This is a genomic window from Microbulbifer regidiadema (SeqCode) (assembly GCF_052466995.1).
On the sequence record NZ_CP174297.1, the window covers coordinates 2,713,516 to 2,735,253 of the forward strand.

Annotated in this window: 18 protein-coding genes; 9 read left to right on the plus strand and 9 right to left on the minus strand. The window is 50.0% G+C overall.

Annotation, left to right across the window (positions count from 1 at the left end; genetic code table 11):
- Positions 1 to 27 precede the first annotated feature (27 nt).
- Positions 28 to 2,235 (minus strand): DPP IV N-terminal domain-containing protein, encoded by a 2,208-nt coding sequence (locus tag ACJJIK_RS11820; RefSeq protein ID WP_444942847.1) that lies wholly within the window; start codon positions 2,233 to 2,235, stop codon positions 28 to 30.
- Positions 2,236 to 2,678: 443 nt separating this feature from the next.
- Between ACJJIK_RS11820 and ACJJIK_RS11825 the strand changes: the two genes are divergently transcribed.
- On the plus strand, positions 2,679 to 3,158 hold the full coding sequence (locus tag ACJJIK_RS11825; protein ID WP_444942848.1) for a hypothetical protein: 480 nt from the start codon (positions 2,679 to 2,681) through the stop codon (positions 3,156 to 3,158).
- 124 nt (positions 3,159 to 3,282) lie between these two features.
- On the opposite strand, the gene fghA is transcribed toward ACJJIK_RS11825, so the two are convergent.
- Entirely contained in the window at positions 3,283 to 4,137 is an 855-nt protein-coding gene (gene fghA, locus ACJJIK_RS11830) for an S-formylglutathione hydrolase (protein ID WP_444928503.1), read from the minus strand.
- A 14-nt stretch (positions 4,138 to 4,151) separates the two neighbouring features.
- Positions 4,152 to 5,285 (minus strand): S-(hydroxymethyl)glutathione dehydrogenase/class III alcohol dehydrogenase, encoded by a 1,134-nt coding sequence (locus ACJJIK_RS11835; RefSeq protein ID WP_444928504.1) that lies wholly within the window; start codon positions 5,283 to 5,285, stop codon positions 4,152 to 4,154.
- Positions 5,286 to 5,670: 385 nt separating this feature from the next.
- Here ACJJIK_RS11835 and ACJJIK_RS11840 point away from each other — a divergent pair, with 385 nt between their 5' ends.
- Positions 5,671 to 5,913 carry a DUF6868 family protein gene (locus tag ACJJIK_RS11840; protein ID WP_444942849.1) on the plus strand — a complete coding sequence of 81 codons (243 nt, stop codon included), beginning with the start codon at positions 5,671 to 5,673 and terminating at the stop codon, positions 5,911 to 5,913.
- A gap of 93 nt (positions 5,914 to 6,006) precedes the next feature.
- On the opposite strand, the gene ACJJIK_RS11845 is transcribed toward ACJJIK_RS11840, so the two are convergent.
- The 3 genes from ACJJIK_RS11845 to ACJJIK_RS11855 all read right to left on the minus strand — a co-directional run bounded on the left by ACJJIK_RS11845 (position 6,007) and on the right by ACJJIK_RS11855 (position 7,699).
- Positions 6,007 to 6,582, minus strand: a complete 576-nt coding sequence (locus tag ACJJIK_RS11845; protein WP_444942850.1) for a PhnA domain-containing protein — start codon at positions 6,580 to 6,582, stop codon at positions 6,007 to 6,009.
- Positions 6,583 to 6,781: 199 nt separating this feature from the next.
- Positions 6,782 to 7,198 carry a CBS domain-containing protein gene (locus tag ACJJIK_RS11850; protein ID WP_444942851.1) on the minus strand — a complete coding sequence of 139 codons (417 nt, stop codon included), beginning with the start codon at positions 7,196 to 7,198 and terminating at the stop codon, positions 6,782 to 6,784.
- Positions 7,199 to 7,270: 72 nt separating this feature from the next.
- A complete protein-coding gene (locus tag ACJJIK_RS11855) occupies positions 7,271 to 7,699 on the minus strand; it encodes an Hsp20/alpha crystallin family protein (RefSeq protein WP_444928508.1) in 429 nt (142 codons plus the stop codon).
- Positions 7,700 to 7,990: 291 nt separating this feature from the next.
- Between ACJJIK_RS11855 and ACJJIK_RS11860 the strand changes: the two genes are divergently transcribed.
- Entirely contained in the window at positions 7,991 to 8,428 is a 438-nt protein-coding gene (locus ACJJIK_RS11860) for a host attachment protein (RefSeq protein ID WP_444942852.1), read from the plus strand.
- 57 nt (positions 8,429 to 8,485) lie between these two features.
- Here ACJJIK_RS11860 and ACJJIK_RS11865 read toward each other — a convergent pair whose 3' ends face one another.
- Both ACJJIK_RS11865 and ACJJIK_RS11870 read right to left on the minus strand, forming a co-directional pair.
- On the minus strand, positions 8,486 to 9,388 hold the full coding sequence (locus tag ACJJIK_RS11865; RefSeq protein ID WP_444942853.1) for an acyltransferase: 903 nt from the start codon (positions 9,386 to 9,388) through the stop codon (positions 8,486 to 8,488).
- Positions 9,389 to 9,530: 142 nt separating this feature from the next.
- Positions 9,531 to 11,027 carry a dipeptidase gene (locus tag ACJJIK_RS11870; protein WP_444942854.1) on the minus strand — a complete coding sequence of 499 codons (1,497 nt, stop codon included), beginning with the start codon at positions 11,025 to 11,027 and terminating at the stop codon, positions 9,531 to 9,533.
- A gap of 162 nt (positions 11,028 to 11,189) precedes the next feature.
- On the opposite strand from ACJJIK_RS11870, the gene ACJJIK_RS11875 reads away from it, so the two are divergent.
- The 6 genes from ACJJIK_RS11875 to ACJJIK_RS11900 all read left to right on the plus strand — a co-directional run bounded on the left by ACJJIK_RS11875 (position 11,190) and on the right by ACJJIK_RS11900 (position 20,807).
- Positions 11,190 to 11,858 carry a hypothetical protein gene (locus ACJJIK_RS11875; protein ID WP_444928512.1) on the plus strand — a complete coding sequence of 223 codons (669 nt, stop codon included), beginning with the start codon at positions 11,190 to 11,192 and terminating at the stop codon, positions 11,856 to 11,858.
- Between the two features lie 133 nt (positions 11,859 to 11,991).
- A complete protein-coding gene (locus ACJJIK_RS11880) occupies positions 11,992 to 12,597 on the plus strand; it encodes a cytochrome b (RefSeq protein ID WP_444928513.1) in 606 nt (201 codons plus the stop codon).
- A 12-nt stretch (positions 12,598 to 12,609) separates the two neighbouring features.
- Positions 12,610 to 13,173 carry a YceI family protein gene (locus ACJJIK_RS11885; RefSeq protein WP_444928514.1) on the plus strand — a complete coding sequence of 188 codons (564 nt, stop codon included), beginning with the start codon at positions 12,610 to 12,612 and terminating at the stop codon, positions 13,171 to 13,173.
- A 1,292-nt stretch (positions 13,174 to 14,465) separates the two neighbouring features.
- Complete coding sequence (locus ACJJIK_RS11890; protein ID WP_444928515.1) at positions 14,466 to 15,440, plus strand: FHA domain-containing protein; 975 nt, start codon at positions 14,466 to 14,468, stop codon at positions 15,438 to 15,440.
- Between the two features lie 102 nt (positions 15,441 to 15,542).
- Positions 15,543 to 18,128, plus strand: coding sequence for a protein kinase domain-containing protein (locus ACJJIK_RS11895; RefSeq protein ID WP_444942855.1), 2,586 nt, complete (start codon positions 15,543 to 15,545; stop codon positions 18,126 to 18,128).
- Positions 18,129 to 18,254: 126 nt separating this feature from the next.
- Complete coding sequence (locus ACJJIK_RS11900) at positions 18,255 to 20,807, plus strand: protein kinase domain-containing protein (RefSeq protein ID WP_444928517.1); 2,553 nt, start codon at positions 18,255 to 18,257, stop codon at positions 20,805 to 20,807.
- Positions 20,808 to 20,811: 4 nt separating this feature from the next.
- Here the strand turns inward: ACJJIK_RS11900 and ACJJIK_RS11905 are convergent, their stop codons facing one another.
- On the minus strand, positions 20,812 to 21,312 hold the full coding sequence (locus ACJJIK_RS11905) for a hypothetical protein (RefSeq protein WP_444928518.1): 501 nt from the start codon (positions 21,310 to 21,312) through the stop codon (positions 20,812 to 20,814).
- Between the last annotated feature and the right edge of the window lie 426 nt (positions 21,313 to 21,738).

Consider the following 21,738-nt stretch of genomic DNA (forward strand, 5'->3'; position numbering starts at 1 on the left):
TTTTTTCTTTGACAGGTTAGCCGGGCATTAATCCTGCCCCTTTAAATGCCGATCAAAAAATTGCTTAATCATGCTGTATTGGTGGATACGAGTCTGCTTGCCGCGCAAGCTATGTTTCTTGCCGGGATAGGTCATTAATTCAAATTGCTGACCGTTATCCTGCATTTGCTTGACGAGTTTGGTGGTATTGGTAAACAGCACATTGTCATCGGCCATCCCGTGATAAATCAGCAATTCACCCTGCAAGTCCTTCGCATAGGGGAATACCGAAGAGGCCTGGTAGGCATCTCCATCCTGATTTGGATTGCCCATATAGCGCTCAGTGTAGTGAGTATCATAGAGTGTCCAGTCGGTAACCGGCGCACCCGATACCCCCGCCTTAAAATAGTCAGCGGCTTTGAACATACTCATCAAAGTCATATAGCCACCATAACTATGGCCGTAGATACCGATATTATTCTGATCGACATAAGGCAGGGTACGCAAAAATTCAACACCGGTAATTTGATCTTCTACCTCAGGAGATCCCATCTTCTTAAAGATCGGATTCTCAAAAGAAGTACCGCGGTTGGCGGAACCACGGTTGTCCAGGGAGAAAACAATATATCCCTGTTGCGCCATATACTGGTTAAACAGTTTATCCCAGCTGTTGGTCACTACCTGAACATGCGGACCGCCATAGACAAACACCATAACCGGGTAGCTTTTGTTCGCATCAAAGTCGGCGGGTTTATATAAACGGTAATAAAGCGCCTGCCCATGCGGCGCCTCGATGCTGCCAAATTCTGGGGCAATCCATTGATCCTTATACGGGTAAAGGGGATGGTCGCGATTGACTGCGTTCTCCTCAAGCCAGGTAACCCTCTCTCCTGTGACGCTGTGCAGGCTTACCTGGGGAGGCGTACTAACATTGGAAAATTTATCGATATACCCAGAGGCATCCTCGGAAAACTCAATAGCGTGCATACCACTACGCTGTGAGATTTTTTCAATATCCCCCTTTCCGTGTAGGGAAACTGCATAGAGGTGCCGTTCGGTGGGAGTATCTTTGCGAGCGGTGAAATACAGGCGATTGCTCTTTTCATCAACCGCCTCCAATTCATCGACCACCCAATTTCCGGCAGTCAGTTGCGCCTGCAATTTACCACTTAAATCATATTTATACAGATGCTTAAAACCGTCCCGCTCCGATGACCAAATAAACGCATCACTGTTTTCCAGAAAGTAAAGGTCGTCACTCAAGTTAACCCAAGTGTCGCTGGATTCAGTCAGCAGTGTGCGGGTTTTCCCTGTGTCTAGATTATAAGCGCGAAGTGCCAGCTTTTGCTGATCGCGGGATTGCCACTGGAAGGTTAACAGATGGTCGCGGGCCCACTGTACCCGGGGAATATAAATATCCTGGCTCTCTCCCAGGTTGATCCAGCGGATATCCCCCGAATCAATATCGATAAGACCGAGGCGGATTTTCACATTCGCGCGGCCAGCGGCAGGGTAGCGCTGCTGTATCATCTCGATGTGATCCGCATAAATTTCACTGCGAGTAACTCGATCAACGGGAGACTCATCAACCTGTAGAAAGGCAATATGCCGATCATCCGGTGACCACCAATAACCGCTCATCCGGCCCATTTCCTCCTGGGCAACAAACTCGGCCATACCATTTTTAATATGTTCATCGCCGTCGCTCGTCAGCTGCTTTTCCTTACCGGTGTGCAAATCGACAATAAAAATATTCTGATCGCGAATAAATGAAACAAAGCGTCCCTCTGGAGAGACCTTTACATCGGTTTCAAAGGTTTCCGTTGCCGTCAACCGGCGCGAAGATCGGTCTTTGAGGTCGTAATAGTAGATATCACCGGCCAGGGGGAATAATAGTGCCCGGCCATCCTCTGACCAGCTGTACTCCATAATGCCACTGCCGTAAATTCGCTGGCGCTCTCGCCTGGCCTTTTCCTCATCCGAAAGCGTTTCGCTGCCACTGTGCAGGCTGTCGGAGTTGACCAGTACCCGGGACTGACCCTCTTTCAGGTTGTACTCCCAGAGATCGTAGCGGTTGTAATCTTCCGCTCGCCCCCTGAGGAAAGTTACCCGCTGGCCATCGGGAGAGTACTCCAGAGCCCGGGGAGCGGTGCCACTCAGGGCAGGATCGGAGAATAATCGTTCAATGGTCAGTGGCTCTGCAGAACCTATTCCTGCAAATGTACAGCCAAGTAGTGTAAGCAGTGTTTGTTTCATGAGGAAACTCTTTATATTAGATATTGTTGGCAAATCACTTACCACGTTGCTATCTGGGGAATACTTAGGGGCCTCTAGCTGATTGCGTTTATCAGTGCGACTCTCGGAACCGTCCCAACGGGCGGGCACAGCGGCTTATGCCCCCGCTTTTAAAAGATGCAGATTTTCTACTAGTGGCACCGCACTGTGGATGGCTCTGATCAATAGAGACATCACAAATTTCTGAGGCCCCCGGCAAATGCAACTATATTGTGGATATAGCAAACCGTAGTGGGATTCTACAACGGAACCCTCTGAGATATGCAGCACCTCACCACCCGAGCGTTGAGCGCAAACAATCCTGCTGCCATAGCCACCCTTTACAAATATTTACTCTGCTTAACCAACATTTGTGGTTAGCTAATGTCGTACTTAAGCTTTTATCAAAACATGGGGTAACAATAGTGAAGATCCATCTGTTTGCATCTGCCGCTGTGGTATTCGTCGCCGCAGGCTGTAGCTCTACGCCGGAGATCCCCACTACTGAGTCGTTTATTACAGATATCACCGAACTGGGCCACCGCCGCTTTACCTATAAGGCCACCATAGGATCTGGCCCTAAAGGCGGCAGGCGCGGTGCTCCGAGTGGTGGTGGCCCCGGTGGCGGCGGTCCCGGTGGTGGCGGTCCCGGTGGTGGCGGTCCCGGTGGCGGTGGTCCCGGTGGTGGTGGCCCCGGTGGTGGCGGTCCCGGTGGTGGTGGCCCCGATAATGGTGGCGGCCCCAGCGGCGATAGTCCGAAAAGCGTGAAGAGAGTTGCAAGACAGAGAATGGAACTCCTACTGAACGAAAGTGGTTTCTGTCCCAATGGCTGGTTCCTGATCGAACAAACTTTTGACCAGAACAGAGCTGAGATTATTGGCGAGTGCCGGGCAGCCACACGTTAGGCCCATACATCCAGCCTAAACCGCACATCTTTGCCCGATGCTACTTTAGTAAGGACATCCCCGCTTGGGCAAATAGTCCCTCAGATTTTCTCTGAGGGACTCACTCCACTGCCCTGGGCCGCTATCAACTATGCCCGCTTAATAAAGCATCCGCATGGAATCTGAGGTGCTCTTCAATAAAGGTAGCAATAAAATAGTAGCTGTGGTCATAGCCAGCATGGCGCTCTATCCGAAGTGGATAACCACTGGTCTCCGCCGCTGTTTGCAGGGCGTGGGGCCTCAACTGCTCCTCCAGAAACTGATCCTGCTCCCCTTGGGAAACCAAAATCGGGGGTTTCTCTATAGCGCGCCCCATTAGCACAGTTGCATCGTATTGTTCCCAGCTCTGAACATCTGCCCCCAAGTAGGTTGCCAGCGCCTTCTCTCCCCAGGGGCAAGCAATCGGGTTGCAAATTGGGCTAAAAGCAGAGATCGATTGATAGCGCTGGGGATTTCTCAGGCCGATAACCAAAGCACCGTGACCTCCCATAGAGTGTCCACAGATACTGCGTCGGCCACTGGTGGGAAAATGCTGTTCAACCAGGTCTGGAAGTTCATCGACAATGTAGTCATACATTTGATAGTGCTGCTTCCAGGGCGCCTGGGTTGCATTCACATAAAAGCCCGCGCCCTGCCCCAAGTCGTACCCCTGATCATCCGCCACACCCTCTCCCCTGGGGCTGGTATCCGGTATCACCAGGATAATTCCCAGCTCCGCAGCGATTCTCTGGGCACCAGCCTTTTGGCTAAAGTTTTCATCCGTGCAGGTTAAACCTGATAACCAGTAGACGACGGGATACTTGCGCTGTGTATTTCCCTCTGCATCCTGTGGCAGAAAAATGGAAAAGACCATTGAGCAGCGGAGCACACTGGATTCATGCCGGTAACGCTGCTGTAAACCGTCAAATGACTTGGTGCTACTAAGCAATTCAATCGACATTTTAACAGCCCCTATCAAGCTTGCTCGAAATGAATAACGCTGCGAATACTCTTACCTTCGTGCATTAAGTCAAAGGCATCATTAATTTTCTCCAGAGGCATTGAATGGGTAATAAAGTCATTCAATTTAAATTCTCCGGCCAGATAACGCTCGACGAAAGCGGGCAGCTCAGAGCGGCCCTTTACACCACCGAAGGCAGACCCTCTCCAAACGCGCCCGGTAACCAATTGGAATGGTCGAGTGCTGATTTCCTGCCCAGCGCCAGCCACACCAATAATGATGGATTCTCCCCATCCCTTGTGACAGGCCTCCAGCGCAGCCCTCATCAAGTTGACATTACCCACACATTCGAAAGAATAATCCACACCGCCATCGGTGAGTTCGACAATCACTTCTTGTATCGGCTTATCATAGGCCTTGGGATTGATACACTCAGTAGCTCCCAGCTGCTTTGCCAGCGGGAACTTGTCCTCATTAATATCGACACCAATAATCCGCGAGGCCCCGGCCATCTTGGCACCAATTATGGCGGATAAACCAATCCCCCCCAGGCCAAAAATTGCCACACAGGAGCCCGCCTCAACCTTGGCGGTATTGGTCACAGCGCCGATGCCAGTAGTCACACCACAACCCAGTAGACACACTTCATTCGAGGGCGCTTCAGGGTTAATTTTAGCTACCGATATCTCGGGAAGGACGGTGTACTCCGAAAAGGTGGAGCAACCCATATAGTGAAAAATCGGTTTTCCATCTACAGAAAATCGTGTCGAACCATCGGGCATTAGACCTTTGCCCTGAGTGGCCCTAATCTTCTGACATAGATTGGTTTTTCCCGAAAGACAAAACTTGCACTCGCCACATTCGGGGGTGTATAGGGGAATAACATGATCTCCCACAGATACGCTGGTCACCCCCTCTCCAACAGACTCAACAATACCCGCCCCCTCATGACCGAGAATTGCCGGAAACACCCCTTCAGGATCATCTCCCGACAGAGTAAATGCGTCGGTATGGCAAACCCCTGTGGCATGTAATTTCACACGAACTTCGCCCCGTTGCGGAGGCATCACATCGACCTCCTCAATAACCAAACGCTCTCCGGGTCCCCAAGCTACAGCGGCTTTACAGCGGATTGTTTCTGCACTCATTTTCAAGTCTACCTTTCGTCATTCGCTCCAGTGGAGCCCAGCATAGCCCCCCGACACTATTGGTGCAAAGCGAGACGCTAGCAACTGGGTAGAATTGGCAAAAATGAAATACTATCGCCAAAAATTTTAATATTGATAAGCTACCGTAAGGATACTCACCCAGCGCTCACCTGTGCTAGCACTCGGCGAAAAAAGGAACAGTGGACAATAGCGGTATTATATAATCTGGCCGAGTGGCTTGCGGAATCGTCCCCGCTCGATAGATCACCATTTATTCGACGATAAATGCCTGACCCCAGGTAAGTCCAGGGAACTTTTGCAAGCTAGTGGCATCACGGAAGTATGCAGAGACTCCCTAAGGATTTTATACGAGAGGCAAGCATCTATGGAACTTGAAAATTTAACGCTACTTTTGGGTTGGGCTTCGGTGATAAATATAGGGATCTTACTGCTATCCACTCTCGGGCTTGTCTGCCTGAGAAAGCCAATTACCCGAGTGCACGCACGAATATTTACACTTAACGAGCAGGATTTGGGCCGGGCATACTTTCAGTATCTGGCCCAGTACAAAATCGCTATTCTCATTTTCAATATTACGCCCTACTTTGCGCTAAAAATTATTAGCTAATCAGTAAAGTCGAAAATATTTTTTGAGCATAAGAAAGGCAAACTTTCTTATGCTCAACATTTCAGACAGATGCAGATAAATTGGTGATACTTATCAGCCGCTCTTTTTGACAAACTTTGTCAGAATAACAATTCTCTGTCCCTCGACTCGCCCTTCAATATGTTCGGGGTTATCGGTTAGGCTGATACCGCGCACAGCCGTCCCCCGCTTTGCCACCAGGCTGCTGCCCTTTACATCCAAATCCTTGATAATAACCACATTATCTCCAGCTTGTAGCTGAACACCATGGCTATCCCGGTGGATCACCAACTCCCCAGCCTCTGGGATCACCCCGGCCTCCGCCCAGGCCAGTAGATCGCCATCCAGATACAACATATCAAAGAGATCTTGAGCCCAAGTCTCTCCGGACAAGCGCTTCAGGATACGCCACGCCAGCACCTGAATTGCCGGCTCGGTACTCCACATAGACTCTGACAGGCACTGCCAGTGAGCGCTGTCCAGTTGTGCTGGATTCTCCAGCTGATCCCTACAGGTCTGACACAATAATACAGACGCATTTGGGTAACCCTCTGACTGGGGTACGTCATAAACGGCCAGGCCATCTTCTGCTTTACACAATTCGCACTGATTGCCACTGCGTTGCGCCAACTGCTCCTGAGTCACAGCCATAAGTAACCTCAAAAAAAGTGGGGATTATACGACTGATTACTCCTCTACGTCTCTCCAATAGCTGTTATTTACCGAGTATCGGGATCGGTGATGAACACAATCACTAGGGAAGTTCTGAATAAAGCCCACTAACGCTCAAATATTGACCGCAGTCGCCCGCACTATTGGCGACTGCGGAGCTTGTGAATTAATGGCCCGCTCAGTGGTGTGAAGAGACCGCTGCGGCGAACTGCCCGCCCTGCTTACTGGCAATAGCACTGGTGATATCCCCCAAGCTGAGAATACCTACCATGCGTTTTTCACTGTTGAGTACCGGCATTCTGCGCAACAGCTGCTGCTCCATTTTGTGTACTGCAGACAGGAGATCATCCTCCTCCCAGCACCATTCAATGCCCTCGGTCATAACATCCCGGGCAGACAGTGAGTCGAGATTGCCTCCCTGAACCACACCGCGACAGACAATATCTCTATCGGTCACCATACCCACCAGTCTGTCATTTTCACCGATGGGCACAGCGCCAATATCTTCATCCCGTAAAATTTTGGCCAATTCCTGTAATGGCGTATCCGGGGAACACCAAGTGGCGCCCCCATGCATTGCGTGTTTAACTTTCATAGGTCAGTCAAGCCTCTTTAGCCAGCGGTCACAAAGAGTGAAAGTCATCCCCTGCACTCTTTACGCCAGTAATCAGTGCACTTCAATCCGCTTTCTCTGTGGCGGGCGCCCCTCATGCTTTGGTACCGTTAGAGTGAGAATGCCATCTTTGAAATTTGCATCAATCTCACTTTCTCGAACATCTTCACCAAGATTGAAGCTGCGCAAGAATTTGCCGTAACGGCGCTCCTGGCGAAGTACACGGCCTTCCTTTTCCTCCTTAACTTCACGGTGCACCTCGGCCTCCAACGTCAGGACGCCACTCTCCAGAGTTACACTGATATCATCCTTACCCACTCCCGGCAGCTCGGCACTAATCTCATACATATTCTTGCGTTCACTCACATCGATACGCGGAGAAAAGAACCCCTCGCGCTCAGAACCGATGGCGCGGCTGGGTGAGAGCATCTGTTCAAACATATTGTCGAGGTCTAATAGGGAACCTCTGGGGATTAGACTCATATCCACAACCTCTTGTTACTCAAGACACAAATGGCACCAGAAAAATTTAGTGAACCGATCTTGCGCCCGTTACATCTTAAGTAAATTCTAGGAAATACTGTGACAAACGGATGGATTAAATGCCGATAAAAACCATTACAAAAGGAATAGATAGGATTTTTTATATTTCGTTTATTTATAAAATAAAACACACCCTCGCCTCTATCATCCGGGGGTATTCCCCAACCCGGGTTCGTGGCCAATAGCCCCATTGACTAGGATTAAAGAAGGCAGTTAAACGAGGATAGGCTTATGGCTTTAGCATGGGTCCTTGTGGCTAACCAGTCCCAAGCGCGAATTTTCGAAGCCAACAAACGCGCGGGAAATCTCAATGAAATCCAGGCTCTCCTCCACCCAGAATCGCGCCTCTCCGGTAGAGATGTGGAGAGTGACGCTCCCGGACGCAGTTTCGATAGCCATGGACAGGGAAGGCATTCGGTTGGCAACTCTGCGGCACTACACCGTCGCAGTGGGGAGAACTTCGCCAGGGAAATCGCGCACACCCTGGAGAGGGGAAGACAGGAGGGTCAATACGAAAAACTGTATATTGTCGCGGAACCCTATATGGTTGGCAGCCTGAGAGATGTACTGAAAACACCAACCCGGGCAACCATTGCAGGAGAAACCGGAAAAAATCTGGTGGCATGTGAGCCCGAAGAAATTCGGGCGCAGCTTCCAATTTGGCTATAGTCGCCGTACGCACTGTTCAACCTGGAGAGGCTTATAAAGCCTCTCTCAGCACTTAACTCAGGTCTTGCTATTTGTCAGCAACTTATCAATCAAGGCATCTTTTTCTATCCACAAGTTATTGACCCAACGATTGAATTCCACACGAAACTCCTGATTGCTGGTGTAGTCCGCTTCAAAAAATCGGCTGGGCAACTGAATCTGCTCCACCCGGACCACCACTCTTTTTAATTTTCCGGAGAGAAAATCAGTAAAGCTCGGCACACCGTCCGGATAGACAATGGTGACGTTCAGCAATTGATTTAACTGCTCTCCCATACAGTGCATAGCAAAGGCTATGCCACCGGATTTTGGTTTCAGCAGGTGCTTAAATGGCGATTGCTGCCTCTTATGCTTCTCCTCACTGAACCTTGTCCCTTCCAGGAAATTCATAATACTGGTGGGCATCAGTTTAAATTTTTCACAAGACTTTCTGGTTGCCTCGAGGTCCTGACCGCGTTTTTCCGGGTGCTTCTTCAGGTATTCTTTGCTGTAGCGCTTCATAAAAGGAAAGTCCAGCGCCCACCAACACAACCCTATCACAGGGACCTTAATCAGCTCCTGCTTAATAAAAAACTTAAGCATAGGAATTTTACGATTAAGAATTGACTGCATCACAAAGATATCCGCCCAACTTTGGTGGTTGGCAGTTACCAGATACCAGCCATTTTTATCCAGGTTATCGATACCCTCAATATCCCATTGAGCTCTTTGGGTCAGAGACATCCAGCCTTTATTCAGGGTTATCCACATTTCCGCCCAGAAAATAAAAAACTCAGTAAAAAACCTTCGCAAGAAAACAAATGGCAGGATTAAGCGAAAAAAAGCAAAGAGCAATACGGGAATCCCGCACACAAGCGTATTTGCAGCCAACAGTAATGAAGATAGTAACAAAAGAAAAAATGAAGGGAGAAAATTGAACATCGAACTCTCTATTTGTTTAGAGGGGGGTACTCAGGAGCAAAATACAGACCTGAGCCCTCCCATTTATTGTTGTGTTATAGAGGAGTTTACCCGATACGAAATCCAGCAAACTCCCCCGATCGCACTATATCTGTAATACGACCTATAAGTTACCGATCTCAATCAGCATCGCGGTATACATTCTTAAATTCATGCGAAACTGATCAACGCTGATAAATTCATGCTCAGAATGCCCGGTATAGGGTTTACCTGGCATTGAGGGACCAAAGCTTACCGCATTGGGTAGCAGTTTGGCATTCGTTGAACCGCCAATTGAAACCGGCTGCGCCTCTTCAATACCGCTAAAGTGACGAAATACATCCAACAATGGCTCCACATGGGGGGCATTATCAACTCGATAGGGCGTTCCCAGGGTAACTTTGGTCTCGCCCAATGCGACTCCCCGACGCCCCTGCCAGCGCTCCAGTGCCGAGTGTATTTCCCTCTCCAACTGATCCGCACTCTTTCCTGTGGGGCGGCGCAAATTCAAAAAGCTGGTCAGCCCCTGCTCACCGTCCTTGACCATAGTCACGGCTGCCGTCATCGGCCCCATAAAGTCATCGGTGTAAGCGATATTGCCAAACCTTTCGGCATAAATGCCGGTACCCACTAAGTCATTCAGGTAGTGAACAAGGGTTCCAGATTGATTCAGTGGCCAGTTATGGCCTCTCAAAATATCGGCCAGGTAGGCAATCGCATTCACGCCATGCTCGGGCTCGGAGCTGTGAGTTGCCCGACCTTTGGCGGTGATTTGATAACCATTTTCAACAGCGACGAACTCAAATTCGAGTTCCCGGTGCTTTTCAGCGCGGGTGCGTATCGCTGTTATCTGAGCTTCTTTGGGGTTAACAAGCGTGACCTGAGCATGATCCGGCACTTGGCTTCGGAAGTAGCCGCCACTAAAGCCCTCCAAGTAGGGGCCACTATAAGATGCCGGCAATTCGCTGTTGGCCGTCACCTGTATCTCGCTCCAGCCTTTTTCGGCAATGACCACCGGATAGCTGGCATCAATGGTGATGTTGTAATCGGGTATCGGGTAGGTCTTTAGGAAGGTTTTAAAGGGCGTCCAGTCTGATTCCTCAGCCAAGTAAATCAATAGCTCAACCCGGCGTTTCATTGACACCTGCTGGTCTTTGATCGCCTTCATCGCATAGAGCGCTGTCGCGATGGGTCCCTTGTCGTCCTCGCTGCCCCGGGCGATCAACTTGCCGGGCTCACTCTCCCGATCCAGTACGAATGGGCTCATCTGCCACTTTTGCGGATTGGCCGGCTGTACGTCCCCGTGAGTCACAATACCCACCTTGTCATCGCCCTCGCCTAAAGCGACAACAAGAACATAACCGTGGTCTTGGTATTCCAGCCCGAGTTCCCGGGCTTTCGCTTTTAAAGCCCGCTTAAACTCGGTAAAGGCCCGATTATCTGCCAGGGGCACACCTTCGCGCGCGACAGTTTCAAACTGAACCAGCTGCGCCAGTGTATCGGTCATCGCGCCTTCATATTTTTCGACCGCGTAGTCCGCAGTTTTCTGTGCGACAGGGGAGATATCAGCACACACCTGTACAGATAAAAACAGTGACAAAAAACCAGCAAATAGCCTCATGCTCGGCAGCCTTCGATAGGAAAAGTGCCATTCTACCCCTCTTGCAGTCTTGAATTGTCAACTTTTGCCCCCGGCATAGCAAAGGCACAATACTGACGGGGGTGGCGGCAAGCCCTGCTAAACTAGGAACTCCAGGTCGTAAAATTGCGCCGGGAGAGCAGAATGGGAATTCCAGGTAATAAGCAACATTTCCACCGCAAACAGTGGCTCAGTGTACAGCAGGCCGTTGCCCACTTGAGCGCCCTGTCCGAAGAGCCGCTTACCAGTGCGCATCTCGCAGACCTCGCCGATGAGCAGCGCCTCGATCTCTACTGGTACCGCCCCGGACAAAAACTCTCCCTGGAAAACCGCAGGGAAACCCGGGAGCTGCTCGAACCCGTAAAGCTCTGCTATGAAAGCGCCAGTAGCTGGCACGCTATTGTGGATATTTTGCGGAACAACCCAGCACTGCCCGCCTATGAGCAGGATACCCCCCTGCTTGAGGATGCCGGTGGCAACCGATTGCGTATCACCTTCGACTACCCTCAGCGGCCTGAGCCTTTTAGCAGCCGCTGGTACCCTACCTATGCCGAGTTAATGCTCAGGCGCAACGATCTGGAGCGGCTGGAGCCCCAGCTGTTTACCAGCCAGGGAAGCGAGATGGGGTTTGAGCGAGAGACCTTACTGAAGGTCATCTGGCAGCTGGAGCAGCTGGCCCTTGAGCATGAACAGCACTCCACCGGTTGGCTGGCAGACCAACTGGCGCAGCGCTCGGCCTCTCTGGACCGCCTGTCTTGTGAGCGCATCCTCCAGGCAGCGGAGCGCCAGGGCTCTCCGGGACATCAAATATAAACTGCCACTCCCTCCGCTATCTTTGATTCTTTTCCCATACTCAGGAACTCCCCATTGGTGCCAGGGCCCAAAGGCTGTACCCTAGCAGCACCTGGCAAACCCAAGTGCGACGCATTACCAATAGGAGAGAGACGTGCAGGCCAAAAACAGCTCCTCAAGCTACGGCTGGGTAGCCATCACCCTCCACTGGATAATGGCCCCTGCGATCATCGGGACCTTTATTCTCGGCTGGTGGATGCGCCAGCTGTCCTACTACGATCCCTGGTACCGCCAAGCCCCAGAAATCCATAAAGGGGTAGGGGTTATCCTATTTGCACTGCTGGCCTTCAGGCTAGTTTGGCGTTTTGCCAACCCATCTCCAGCGGCCAGCCCGAAAACCCCGGGCTGGCAGAAACTCGCGGCCAGCGCCACACATGGGTTGATTTATTTACTACTGCTGGCAATCATGGTTTCCGGCTATCTGATTTCTACTGCCGATGGCCGCCCGATCGAGGTCTTCGGTATAGCGAGCATCCCCGCAACCCTACAGGGGCTGCCCAATCAGGAAGACATTGCGGGATCTATTCACGAAATCCTCGCCTGGGGGCTTATTGGGCTCGTAGTGCTGCATATCCTGGCGGCCCTCAAACACCACTTTATCGACCGCGATGCCACACTGCGCAGAATCCTGGGTATCCGTGCAAAAGACCCAGCAAACGATCATTCACACCTACAAAGCACACTCTCAACCACTAAATAAGGAAAAAGCGATATGAAGAAGCTCTCTGTATTTCTGATTGCAGCCCTGATGGGGACTGTAGCTCAAGCAGCGGAATACAAGATCGATACCAAAGGGGCTCACGCCTTTGTGCAGTTCCGTATCAAACACCTGGGATACAGCTGGCTGTATGGTCGCTTCGATGACTTTAGCGGCTCCTTCTCTTACGATGAAAAGCAGCCAGAAAAATCCTCCATCAATGTCAATATTGATGTAACCAGCTTGAACAGTAACCACGCTGAGCGAGATAAGCACCTGCGCAGCGATGACTTCCTCGACACTGCCAAGTTCCCCACTGCCACCTTCAAGAGCACCAGCTTTGAACCCCTGCAAGACGGCAAGGCCCGCCTCAATGGCGAGCTGACTCTGCGCGGTATCACCAAGCCGATCACCATTGATGTGACCAATATCGGTGGCGGTAAAGATCCCTGGGGCGGTTACCGCCAGGGCTTCAGCGGCACTACCGAGTTTGAGCTGAAAGAATTCGGCATCAAGTCCCTGGGCCCGGCCTCGCAAAAAGTTGAGATGATTCTGGATATCGAAGGTATCCGCATCTAAACGCGAAAGCACTGCCCTTCTGAGCCCGGGCACACCAACCGGGCTCTCTTACACCTCAGCCGTATCCGACAAACTTTCAATACCTCACCAAAACAACTCTGCCCCCTGTAGCCCTGCCTGCAATAGCCATAGCAAATATCTGCCGAACCAGTAGGTAAATAGATAGCACCTGTCGACTCTAGTCACAGCTATAAACGCCGAGCGCCGCTGAGTAAATAAAGTACCTAATCAAGTGGACAGATTTGGAAACTCAAGAGCCTGTAGTAAAGGGAACTGTACGGGGGAGATACAATCCACCAATTAAGCTTTAAAAGTTTGTAACCGCTAACTTCCAAAGGTTAAGAGTAGCGCATAAGTCACACTGCAAACTGTCGTTACCAAAGTAAAACCATACAAAGGCTTTAGCCCCAGCCATTCATACCAGTCCAGTCATTGAGGAAAACGACATACCGCACCTATCGCTCAGTTCATCGAATCGATTCCACAAGGCAACCAGTAAAATAGCTACACGGCAACCCAGGCGAAGGCTCTACAAACACTCCCATATGGGGTGAAAAATAAAATTTTCACCAAACCTTTCACAGCAGACTTAAGCGCCGTTAATTGCGGATTCCTTAGCGATAAAATGTCACCTAAATAAATTGTGCAAATGGTACGTGAAAGCAAATACAGCAGCTCAAGCTATTGGACAATGACAAACAACTGGTTAAAAGTGCCAACCTGGTAATAAATAATGGACTTTCTTTTTACAATTGAGGCTGACTTTCAATAAAAGTTAACCCCCTCCCAGCCAAGGGAGGAGTAAAAGTCGGCCTAGTAAAGGTGCATAATAATGAAATATATTGCGTCACCGCTGACACAAGAAAGGGTAATCGACAAACACTCTCACCAGTATTAAGCCAGCAAGCAGGTAACAGGGAAGATAAAAATCTTAACCGGTTCACACCTAACCGCAAGAAAAGGAGCTCGAGATTTTTGACGGCGGCATAGCTTTTCAGCGAAAATAGAAACAATCATCGATATTTATGCCGTTCCCTCTATAAGCAGAGACAGATATAAAGGGAAGGTAACAAAAGAAAAATCTTTTAGTGACTTAACCGCTCAATACCGGAGCCCCCTCTGAGACTGGCAACAAGGCAACGCCGCGCCCCGGTAATCGGCTCGCCCAGTAACTGGTTTCTCAAGCAGTGGGAAGCTGTCGCCGCGAATGGTAGTAAACTAGCACTCCGAATTGAGTAGGGTTTGTCACAATCAGGCCAGCATTGGATTGGCCAAGGCAGAAGGGTAGGAATATGGCTTGCTTACAGCATCCGGATAGGGATCAACCAGTTTATTTAATGGCGCACCATACCATTGGGCGCCGGCAGGGTGCTGTGGATACCCGAATCACCAGCGCTGAAATATCCGGAATACATGCCGCTGTGCAATGGACCGGGACACACTGGAACCTTCGCGACCTGAGCCGCAATGGCACCTGGCTAAATGGCCAACAGCTGGTACCGGCGAAAAGTTATCCACTGCAAACCGGTGACAAAATCGCTTTTGGACGGGCGAACAATCCCGCCTGGATTGTTGAGAACCTCGACGCGCCAGAGAACCTGCTGATCGATATTCACTCAGGGGAAGCCCAAGCGCTAGAGCAATACCACCTGCTCCCGGACGAAAATGAACCCCTCGCCAGCTTGCAGTACAGCCCCCTGACCGGGCAATGGCTGTACGAGTTCACCGGTCCCTCGGCCGAGGATGGTGATAAGACCCTGATCAACCATGGTGATCGCATCGATTGTGGCTTGCACAGCTGGCAGCTCTTCCTCGCGGATAACCAAGGCGCAACGAAAGAGCTGTCTCTGCAACAGCTGTCTATTGTCGACTTTGAGCTGAAATTCTCGGTGAGCTCCCACGAGGAACATGTACAGCTACAACTGCAACGGGAGGGGATGCAGCAATCCCTGCCCGCGAGGATACACAACTACCTGCTGCTCTACCTGGCCCGCGCCCGCGTACAGGACCAGCAAAAGGGCACAGATCCAGACTCCCAGGGCTGGGTTTCGATTCAGGTGGCCACCCACGAACTGGGTATCACCGTAAACCACCTGAACACGCAGATTTTCCGCGCGCGCAAGCAAATCTCGGAATCCCTGCCCGATGCTGTAGATACTTCAAATCTGGTTGAGCGCCGCTCCTGGGAGATCCGTTTAGGTTGCCCCATATTTGAAATTTACAAAGGCGCCCAGCTGGAAGCTAAAACCCAACTCGAAGAGGCCTAATACCACACTGGAGCGATCACTACAGTGATACGCAGGCCCCAAGTATATGAGAACGCTGCCAAGGAGGGCGGAGAACACAAGTAGAGCTACGCAACAAAATCCATGACTTCAGAGCAATTGCCGTTTTATATAGGCCGATACAAGGTAATAGGACACCTTGGCTCTGGGGGCATGGGTATTGTCTTTTTGGCACGGGACGAGCAACTTAACCGCCCTGTGGCCATTAAACGCCTCCTATGCAATAGCAAGAACGCCTCCACCTCACAGAGAATCCGCCAGGAGGCTCTTTTACTCGCACAACTCAATCACAGTAATATTGTTCAGGTTTACGATGTGGTTGAGTGCGAGGGCAATATGGCCCTGGTAATGGAGTACGTCGAAGGGCGTTCGCTTGGTATTTGGTCGCGGGAGTTTAATCCCAATCTATACCAAAAAATCCAGCTGCTGCGGCAAATCAGTGCGGGGCTCGCCAGCGCCCATAGAGCCGGTATTATCCATCGCGACCTGAAAGCCGATAATATTTTGGTCGATGGCAACAATATTGCCAAGATCGCAGATTTCGGTATCGCTAAAAACTGGATAGACCCCCACGACCTCACCAGGGAAGAGCAGATTTCTGGCAGTTGCTGCGCCATGTCTCCTGAACAAGCTCAGGGCAAAACACTCGACAATCGTTCCGACTTATTTGCTTTTGGCATGCTCGCCTACACCCTACTGTGCGGCCAGCCCCCTTTTGGTAGCCACGAAAGCGTTTTCGTGATTGTCGACCGTATTATCAATAGCCCCCACCTGCCGGCAAAACGGCTGAACCCTGAACTGCCAGCGGCAATCAGTAAGCTACTGGACAAGCTCCTGGCTAAAAAGCCAGAAAAACGGCCGATCAGCGCCAGCGCGGTTAGCGAGGAATTGGGGTGCTTACTGGCCCAACTGTCTCCCCAGCAACTCCCATCTGAAACCTGTGCCACCACCGTCACTACTGAAGAGTTGCACTTATATCAGAAGAGAAAATCCCGAGCCCGCAACCTCATAGTTGGAGCCTCCCTGGCAGTCTGCATAGTGGCCCTCACTGCGATTAGTTTTGCTTTCCATAGGCTCACACTTTCCCCGCCAACCGAACAGAAGAGTCAATATATCGGCATTATCGAGCCCAACTTTTCAAGCCTGCAAAGCAAAGAAGAACAGTTACTGGCCAGCAATTTAATGGGCGCGGTAAAACAGGACCTGTCCCGCAGAGCGGGCTTGTTACTGGTGCCCACAGACGAATCAGCACTATTGGGCAATACCTCACTCAAAGAACAGGCCCGCGCGCTAGATGCCCAGCTACTGCTCAAGGCGTCACTTACCTGCCAACAACTTTTATGTGATGCATCACTGGAGTTGATTGATACAGAGAGACTTGCCGTCATTGCCAGTCAGAATACGCAGCTGGAACTGAACTCTCCATTGGAAAGCCGAGCGCGAATTATGCAGCAGCTTAACTTTCTGATGCCATCACATCCCAGCAAGGGACAACACTCCCGCAATAAAATTAGCCAGCGGGACTATGCCGCCTATTTGCAGGTTATGGAACAGCGCCACAATGAAGCCAATGTAAGTAAGCATATACAAACTGTTGAGCGGCTTCTCGGCAAGAATGCCTACTTTGCACCTTACTATGAACTGCTTTGTGATCTGGTAATGATCCAGCAATACCATTACCGGGTCACAGACTCGCTAGACCGCTTTAAAGAGCTTCTGGATAAGGTCCCCAGTGAAATTTCTGAGGACCCAAGTATTCTTATCGCCCAAATGCGCCTGGCAATCTATCTGGCCGACGCCAGCAGAATTGAACATTTATTAAACAAACTGCAATTTAGCTTGCCGGACCAGGCCCACTACTACTACTTGCGAGCGAGTGCCAACTTACGCCTGGAACAGTACCAGCCAGCCCTACAAGCCATTGATCGCGCCCTGCAACTGCGCACCAGCCCCACATACCTTCGGCAAAAAGCCCGGATACTCTCACAAATTGGCGATATGGAAGGGGCAAAGCCGTATTTGCTCCAGGCTATAGCACTGAATAAAAATTATACCGATGCCGTATCCCTACTGGCGGCCAATGAGCTAGATCAGGGAAACCCGAAAGCCACCATTCAATGGTTAGGCAAACTCGGTATCGAAAACCTAGGTACGCAAGATACGTTCAATTTATGCCTAGCCTTTTATATTGAACATCTCCTGACCGATAGTAGCGAGTGCCTCAACCAAGTAGTTGAAGAAAGCCCGCAGGATACAGATGCATTCCTTCTGCTCGCAGAAATAGCACGGACCCAAAATGACCACCCAAGAGCACAAAAGCTTGCGCAACATGCGCTGAAGCTTACCGATAAACAAACAGACTGGAGTGGATTGCTACTACGCGCCAAAGCCCATACAGAGTTGGGACACCACGATCTGGCCATGGAGAGCCTGCTAAAGGTCAAGCGATCTGCCCCGGATAACATCTATGTGAATTTTACCCAGGCACAGATTTACCTGGCGAGCGGCGATACCTTCTCCGCTAAAGCGCATATACGCAAAGCGCTCAAATTGGGACTTCACCCAGTCTGGTTCACCACCACTGGCTTTGAAGACCTTTGTATGAGTCCTGAATTTAGTGACTTACGTTACAGTCACCCTTTATTATGCTCCAGTAGGCTTGACACCTAATAGAGCAAAAACAATTCAAACAGTATGGAATAACGTGAACCATTTCCCTTTACAAGGCGACAGATGCCTTCACGAAATTGTACTATCAGGTAAAATCCCCCATCCATCCGAGAAGAATAGAATACAATGGACGTAGTTGCGTTGGAGAAAGCTGAGGAATATCAAGGCCGTTATCGGGTTGAGCGCACCCTGGGTGCAGGTGGGATGGGGGTCGTTTACCTGGCCGAGGATATCAAACTCCGACGAAAAGTTGCCATAAAACGCCTCCGCTCCGACTTGAGCGGTAACTCTGCTGAGGCCCGCTTCCGCAGTGAAGCTGAACTACTGGCCCGCTTGAATCACCCCAATATTGTGCGTCTGTACGATGTGATTGAGGAAGAGAATGGCATAGCTCTCGTAATGGAGCTGGTTGAAGGTGTTACTCTTAAGGAGTGGCTGCGCGAAAATGACGCAACTCTGGCAGAGAAACTCGACTTACTGATGCAGATCTGTCTGGGACTTAGCAAGGCCCACTCTCTTGGTATTATTCACCGTGATCTAAAACTAGAGAATATCCTTGTCACCACTGATGGTGTAGCGAAGATTACCGACTTCGGTATTGCCAAGGCCCTGGATTGCGACCAGCAATTAACTCGCGAGGACCATATTGCGGGAAGCATCCAAGCTATGTCCCCAGAGCAAGTGCAAGGTGCAACCCTGGATGCCCGCAGTGACCTTTTCAGCTTTGGCTGCATTGCCTATGAACTACTCTGCGGTAACAAACCCTTTGAGCGAGGCGAACTAAACGCACTGGCCTTTGCCCAGCAAATCTGTAATACCGCGCATATACCACCACAAACCCAGTGGCCTGAAATCCCGAAGCCACTGATAGCTCTACTGGACAGGTTGCTGAGCAAGCAGCCTAGTCAGCGCCCGGATTCAGCCCAACACGTTTATGAAGCCCTGTCCCTAGTCCGCCATCACGGTATTGATGCATCCACTCAACAGTACTCTGAAACTGTGACCCAGCTGCTAATCAAGCCGCGCAAGAAACGCAGCCGCCTTGCTCTATTAATGACTGGGTTCGCTATTATTGGCGCTGCCGCTGTTTGGGGCTGGCAAACTTACTCTCAACTCCCCCCCAAGTATATAGCTGTACTTCCAGTTGAAGTTAGAGGGGAGGCAACTGATCAGGTTGAGGACACGCTGATAACGGCGATGGTGCGCCAGGCGCTTATGAGTTCCGCAAGCCACCTTAAATCTAGTGCTTTAGTCAGTATAGATTGGAGAAGACAAACTAACTTAGAGGAGTACTTGCGAGTTTCGCGTGACAGCGGTATTACTGATGCCCTAGCAGCACGTTTGGACTGTGCACAGCAGCGCTGTAATATTGAGATACAGCTAATTAACCCGACAGATAAGCAAGTAAAAAAACAAATATCTTTTGTTTTCCTGCCTTACCAACACAGGCAGGAGTCCCAATATTCTATTCGGGATAGCGCAATAGATTTATTTTCAAGCAAATACCATAAAGAATCTGGTCTCGAAACCCGAATGACGCCAGAAGATTACAATCATTATCTTGATATTGCCTATAGGTCCATCAAAATATCACCAGAAATCGCAGATTTAGAAGCAACTAAGAACCTGATCGGTAAATATCCAAAAAACTCAAACCTATACTCTCTACATGCACACATCGCTACCACTCTATACTTAATAAAAAACGATGCTAGCTTGTTAACTTCCGCACTTGGAATTCTGGCTGGTGCCGAGGCTTCCGGTGCGGATAAGACAGCTATTTTAGAAGCACAGCTGTACATAAAGTCCACCAGTTCAGATAAAGAGGGGTTCGAGGCCTTACTGAAGAAACTACAGGCAAAAGGGTACCCGTCAGCACATTTGCTCGCAGAGTACGCCAGATTTCATTACACCCAAGCAGATTATGCGCAAGGTCTATTCTATGCTGAACAAGCTGCGGACCTAACCCCCTCGACACGAAACTTGTACCTAGTTGTCATAAACCAAGTACGACTGAACAATTATGATGCTGCCCGTATTACCATACATAAGCTTCTTAAGATCAATCCCGAATTCTGGTCAGCCTACTCTATACTTGCCGTAATTGAGCTAGAACAAGGCAATCTTGAACTTGCGAAAAAAGTTACCCTTAAAATCCCTGAGAAGTTTCGCAGTATAACCACAGAGAGCAACCTGGGGGCTATCTACTTCCTACAGGGGGACTATACTGGGGCACTGAAGCAACAGGAAAAAGTGCTATCTATTTCACCAAATAGCTTCCGCGCACTTTATCAAAGCGCGGAATCCCTGCAAATGCTCGGAAAGCATGAGTTGGCAGAAAAAAAATATGAACAGATTTTACAGCTCACCTCTGATACTACAAGCTTGAGCCTACGTAGATATCGAGCGATTGCATTAGCCAATTTAAAGCAACCCGCCGAGGCCATTTCAATCTTAAATCGCTTACTCAAGGAAACCCCGGAAGATACCGATATAAAATATGCTGCCGCACTGATTTATACCCTCTCCGAAGAGTGGCGGTCAGCAAATTATTATAGCGAAGAGCTGATAGCTCAGGGGATGGGAGTAGAGTGGTTTGCTTTACCGGCATTCAAAAAGCTCTGTTCCCAACCCCAAACCTCTGAGCAAGTATTACAAACTATCTGTAAAGAGCCCTAATCTATCACACATTGTCAAGGTTAACTGGATAGGGGTCAATTCCCACTTCAGGATCACCAGAGACAAAATGCACACCGGTTTCCGCATCTACACACATCCACAGGAAAGAGAAGTTATCGGGAATATCTTCTCTATCCTTAACCTTAATTATCAACTTAGTGTATTCACCGTCCACTGCCTGAGCGCGCGCACGGAACTGGTGGCGAAAATCCGGGCTCAGGGCAATAAGACCATCTAGCTTTTGGTTCTGGCGATAACGAACAAACTCCAACTCGCGGCCAGGCACCTGTGACAGATCCAGAGTTACCTCCAGAGTCAATACTGCGCCCCTGTGGATTTTGAAGTGCATATTACCGAAATGCTCTTCCGGGTTATCTGCATTAAACAAAGGCCAATACTGGGGCTCTCCATCTTCTTGCTCTTTAGGCTGAAGAACCAAATCCAGCTTTAATCCTTCTTCCGGCACCTTCAGTTCAAGTACAGGTAAGTCAGCACAATTGACCATATTTCCATCCCCCCTCTAAAAATTTGTTATATGGTGTCACCAAAAGACGTTTTTTCTCGAGTAAAATACGTCTGTGACCGCGTCATCATATCCGCTTTAATTCCTAAAAAAAGCCGGCAGTAATAAGACTGCCGGCCCGAAATGATGGTCCCAACCATCGACGGTTACAACAACACTATCAAGAGCAAAATTTGGCATCCATGCCCGGACAAGCTCATCCAAGAGAATCGGCTAAGACTCTGCACCTGCCGCTTCCAGCTCGACCGTTCAGCTTGCGCTGAATCCCTCACCCCTTCATATCCAAAAACTACAAAGGAACATAAATTTATCCGAAGTATGTTGCGGGGGCTGCCCTTCCATGGCGAGGTCACTGTTTCCACAATCACCTGTACCCCCTCAACTGGACGCTACTTTACCGATTCAGGA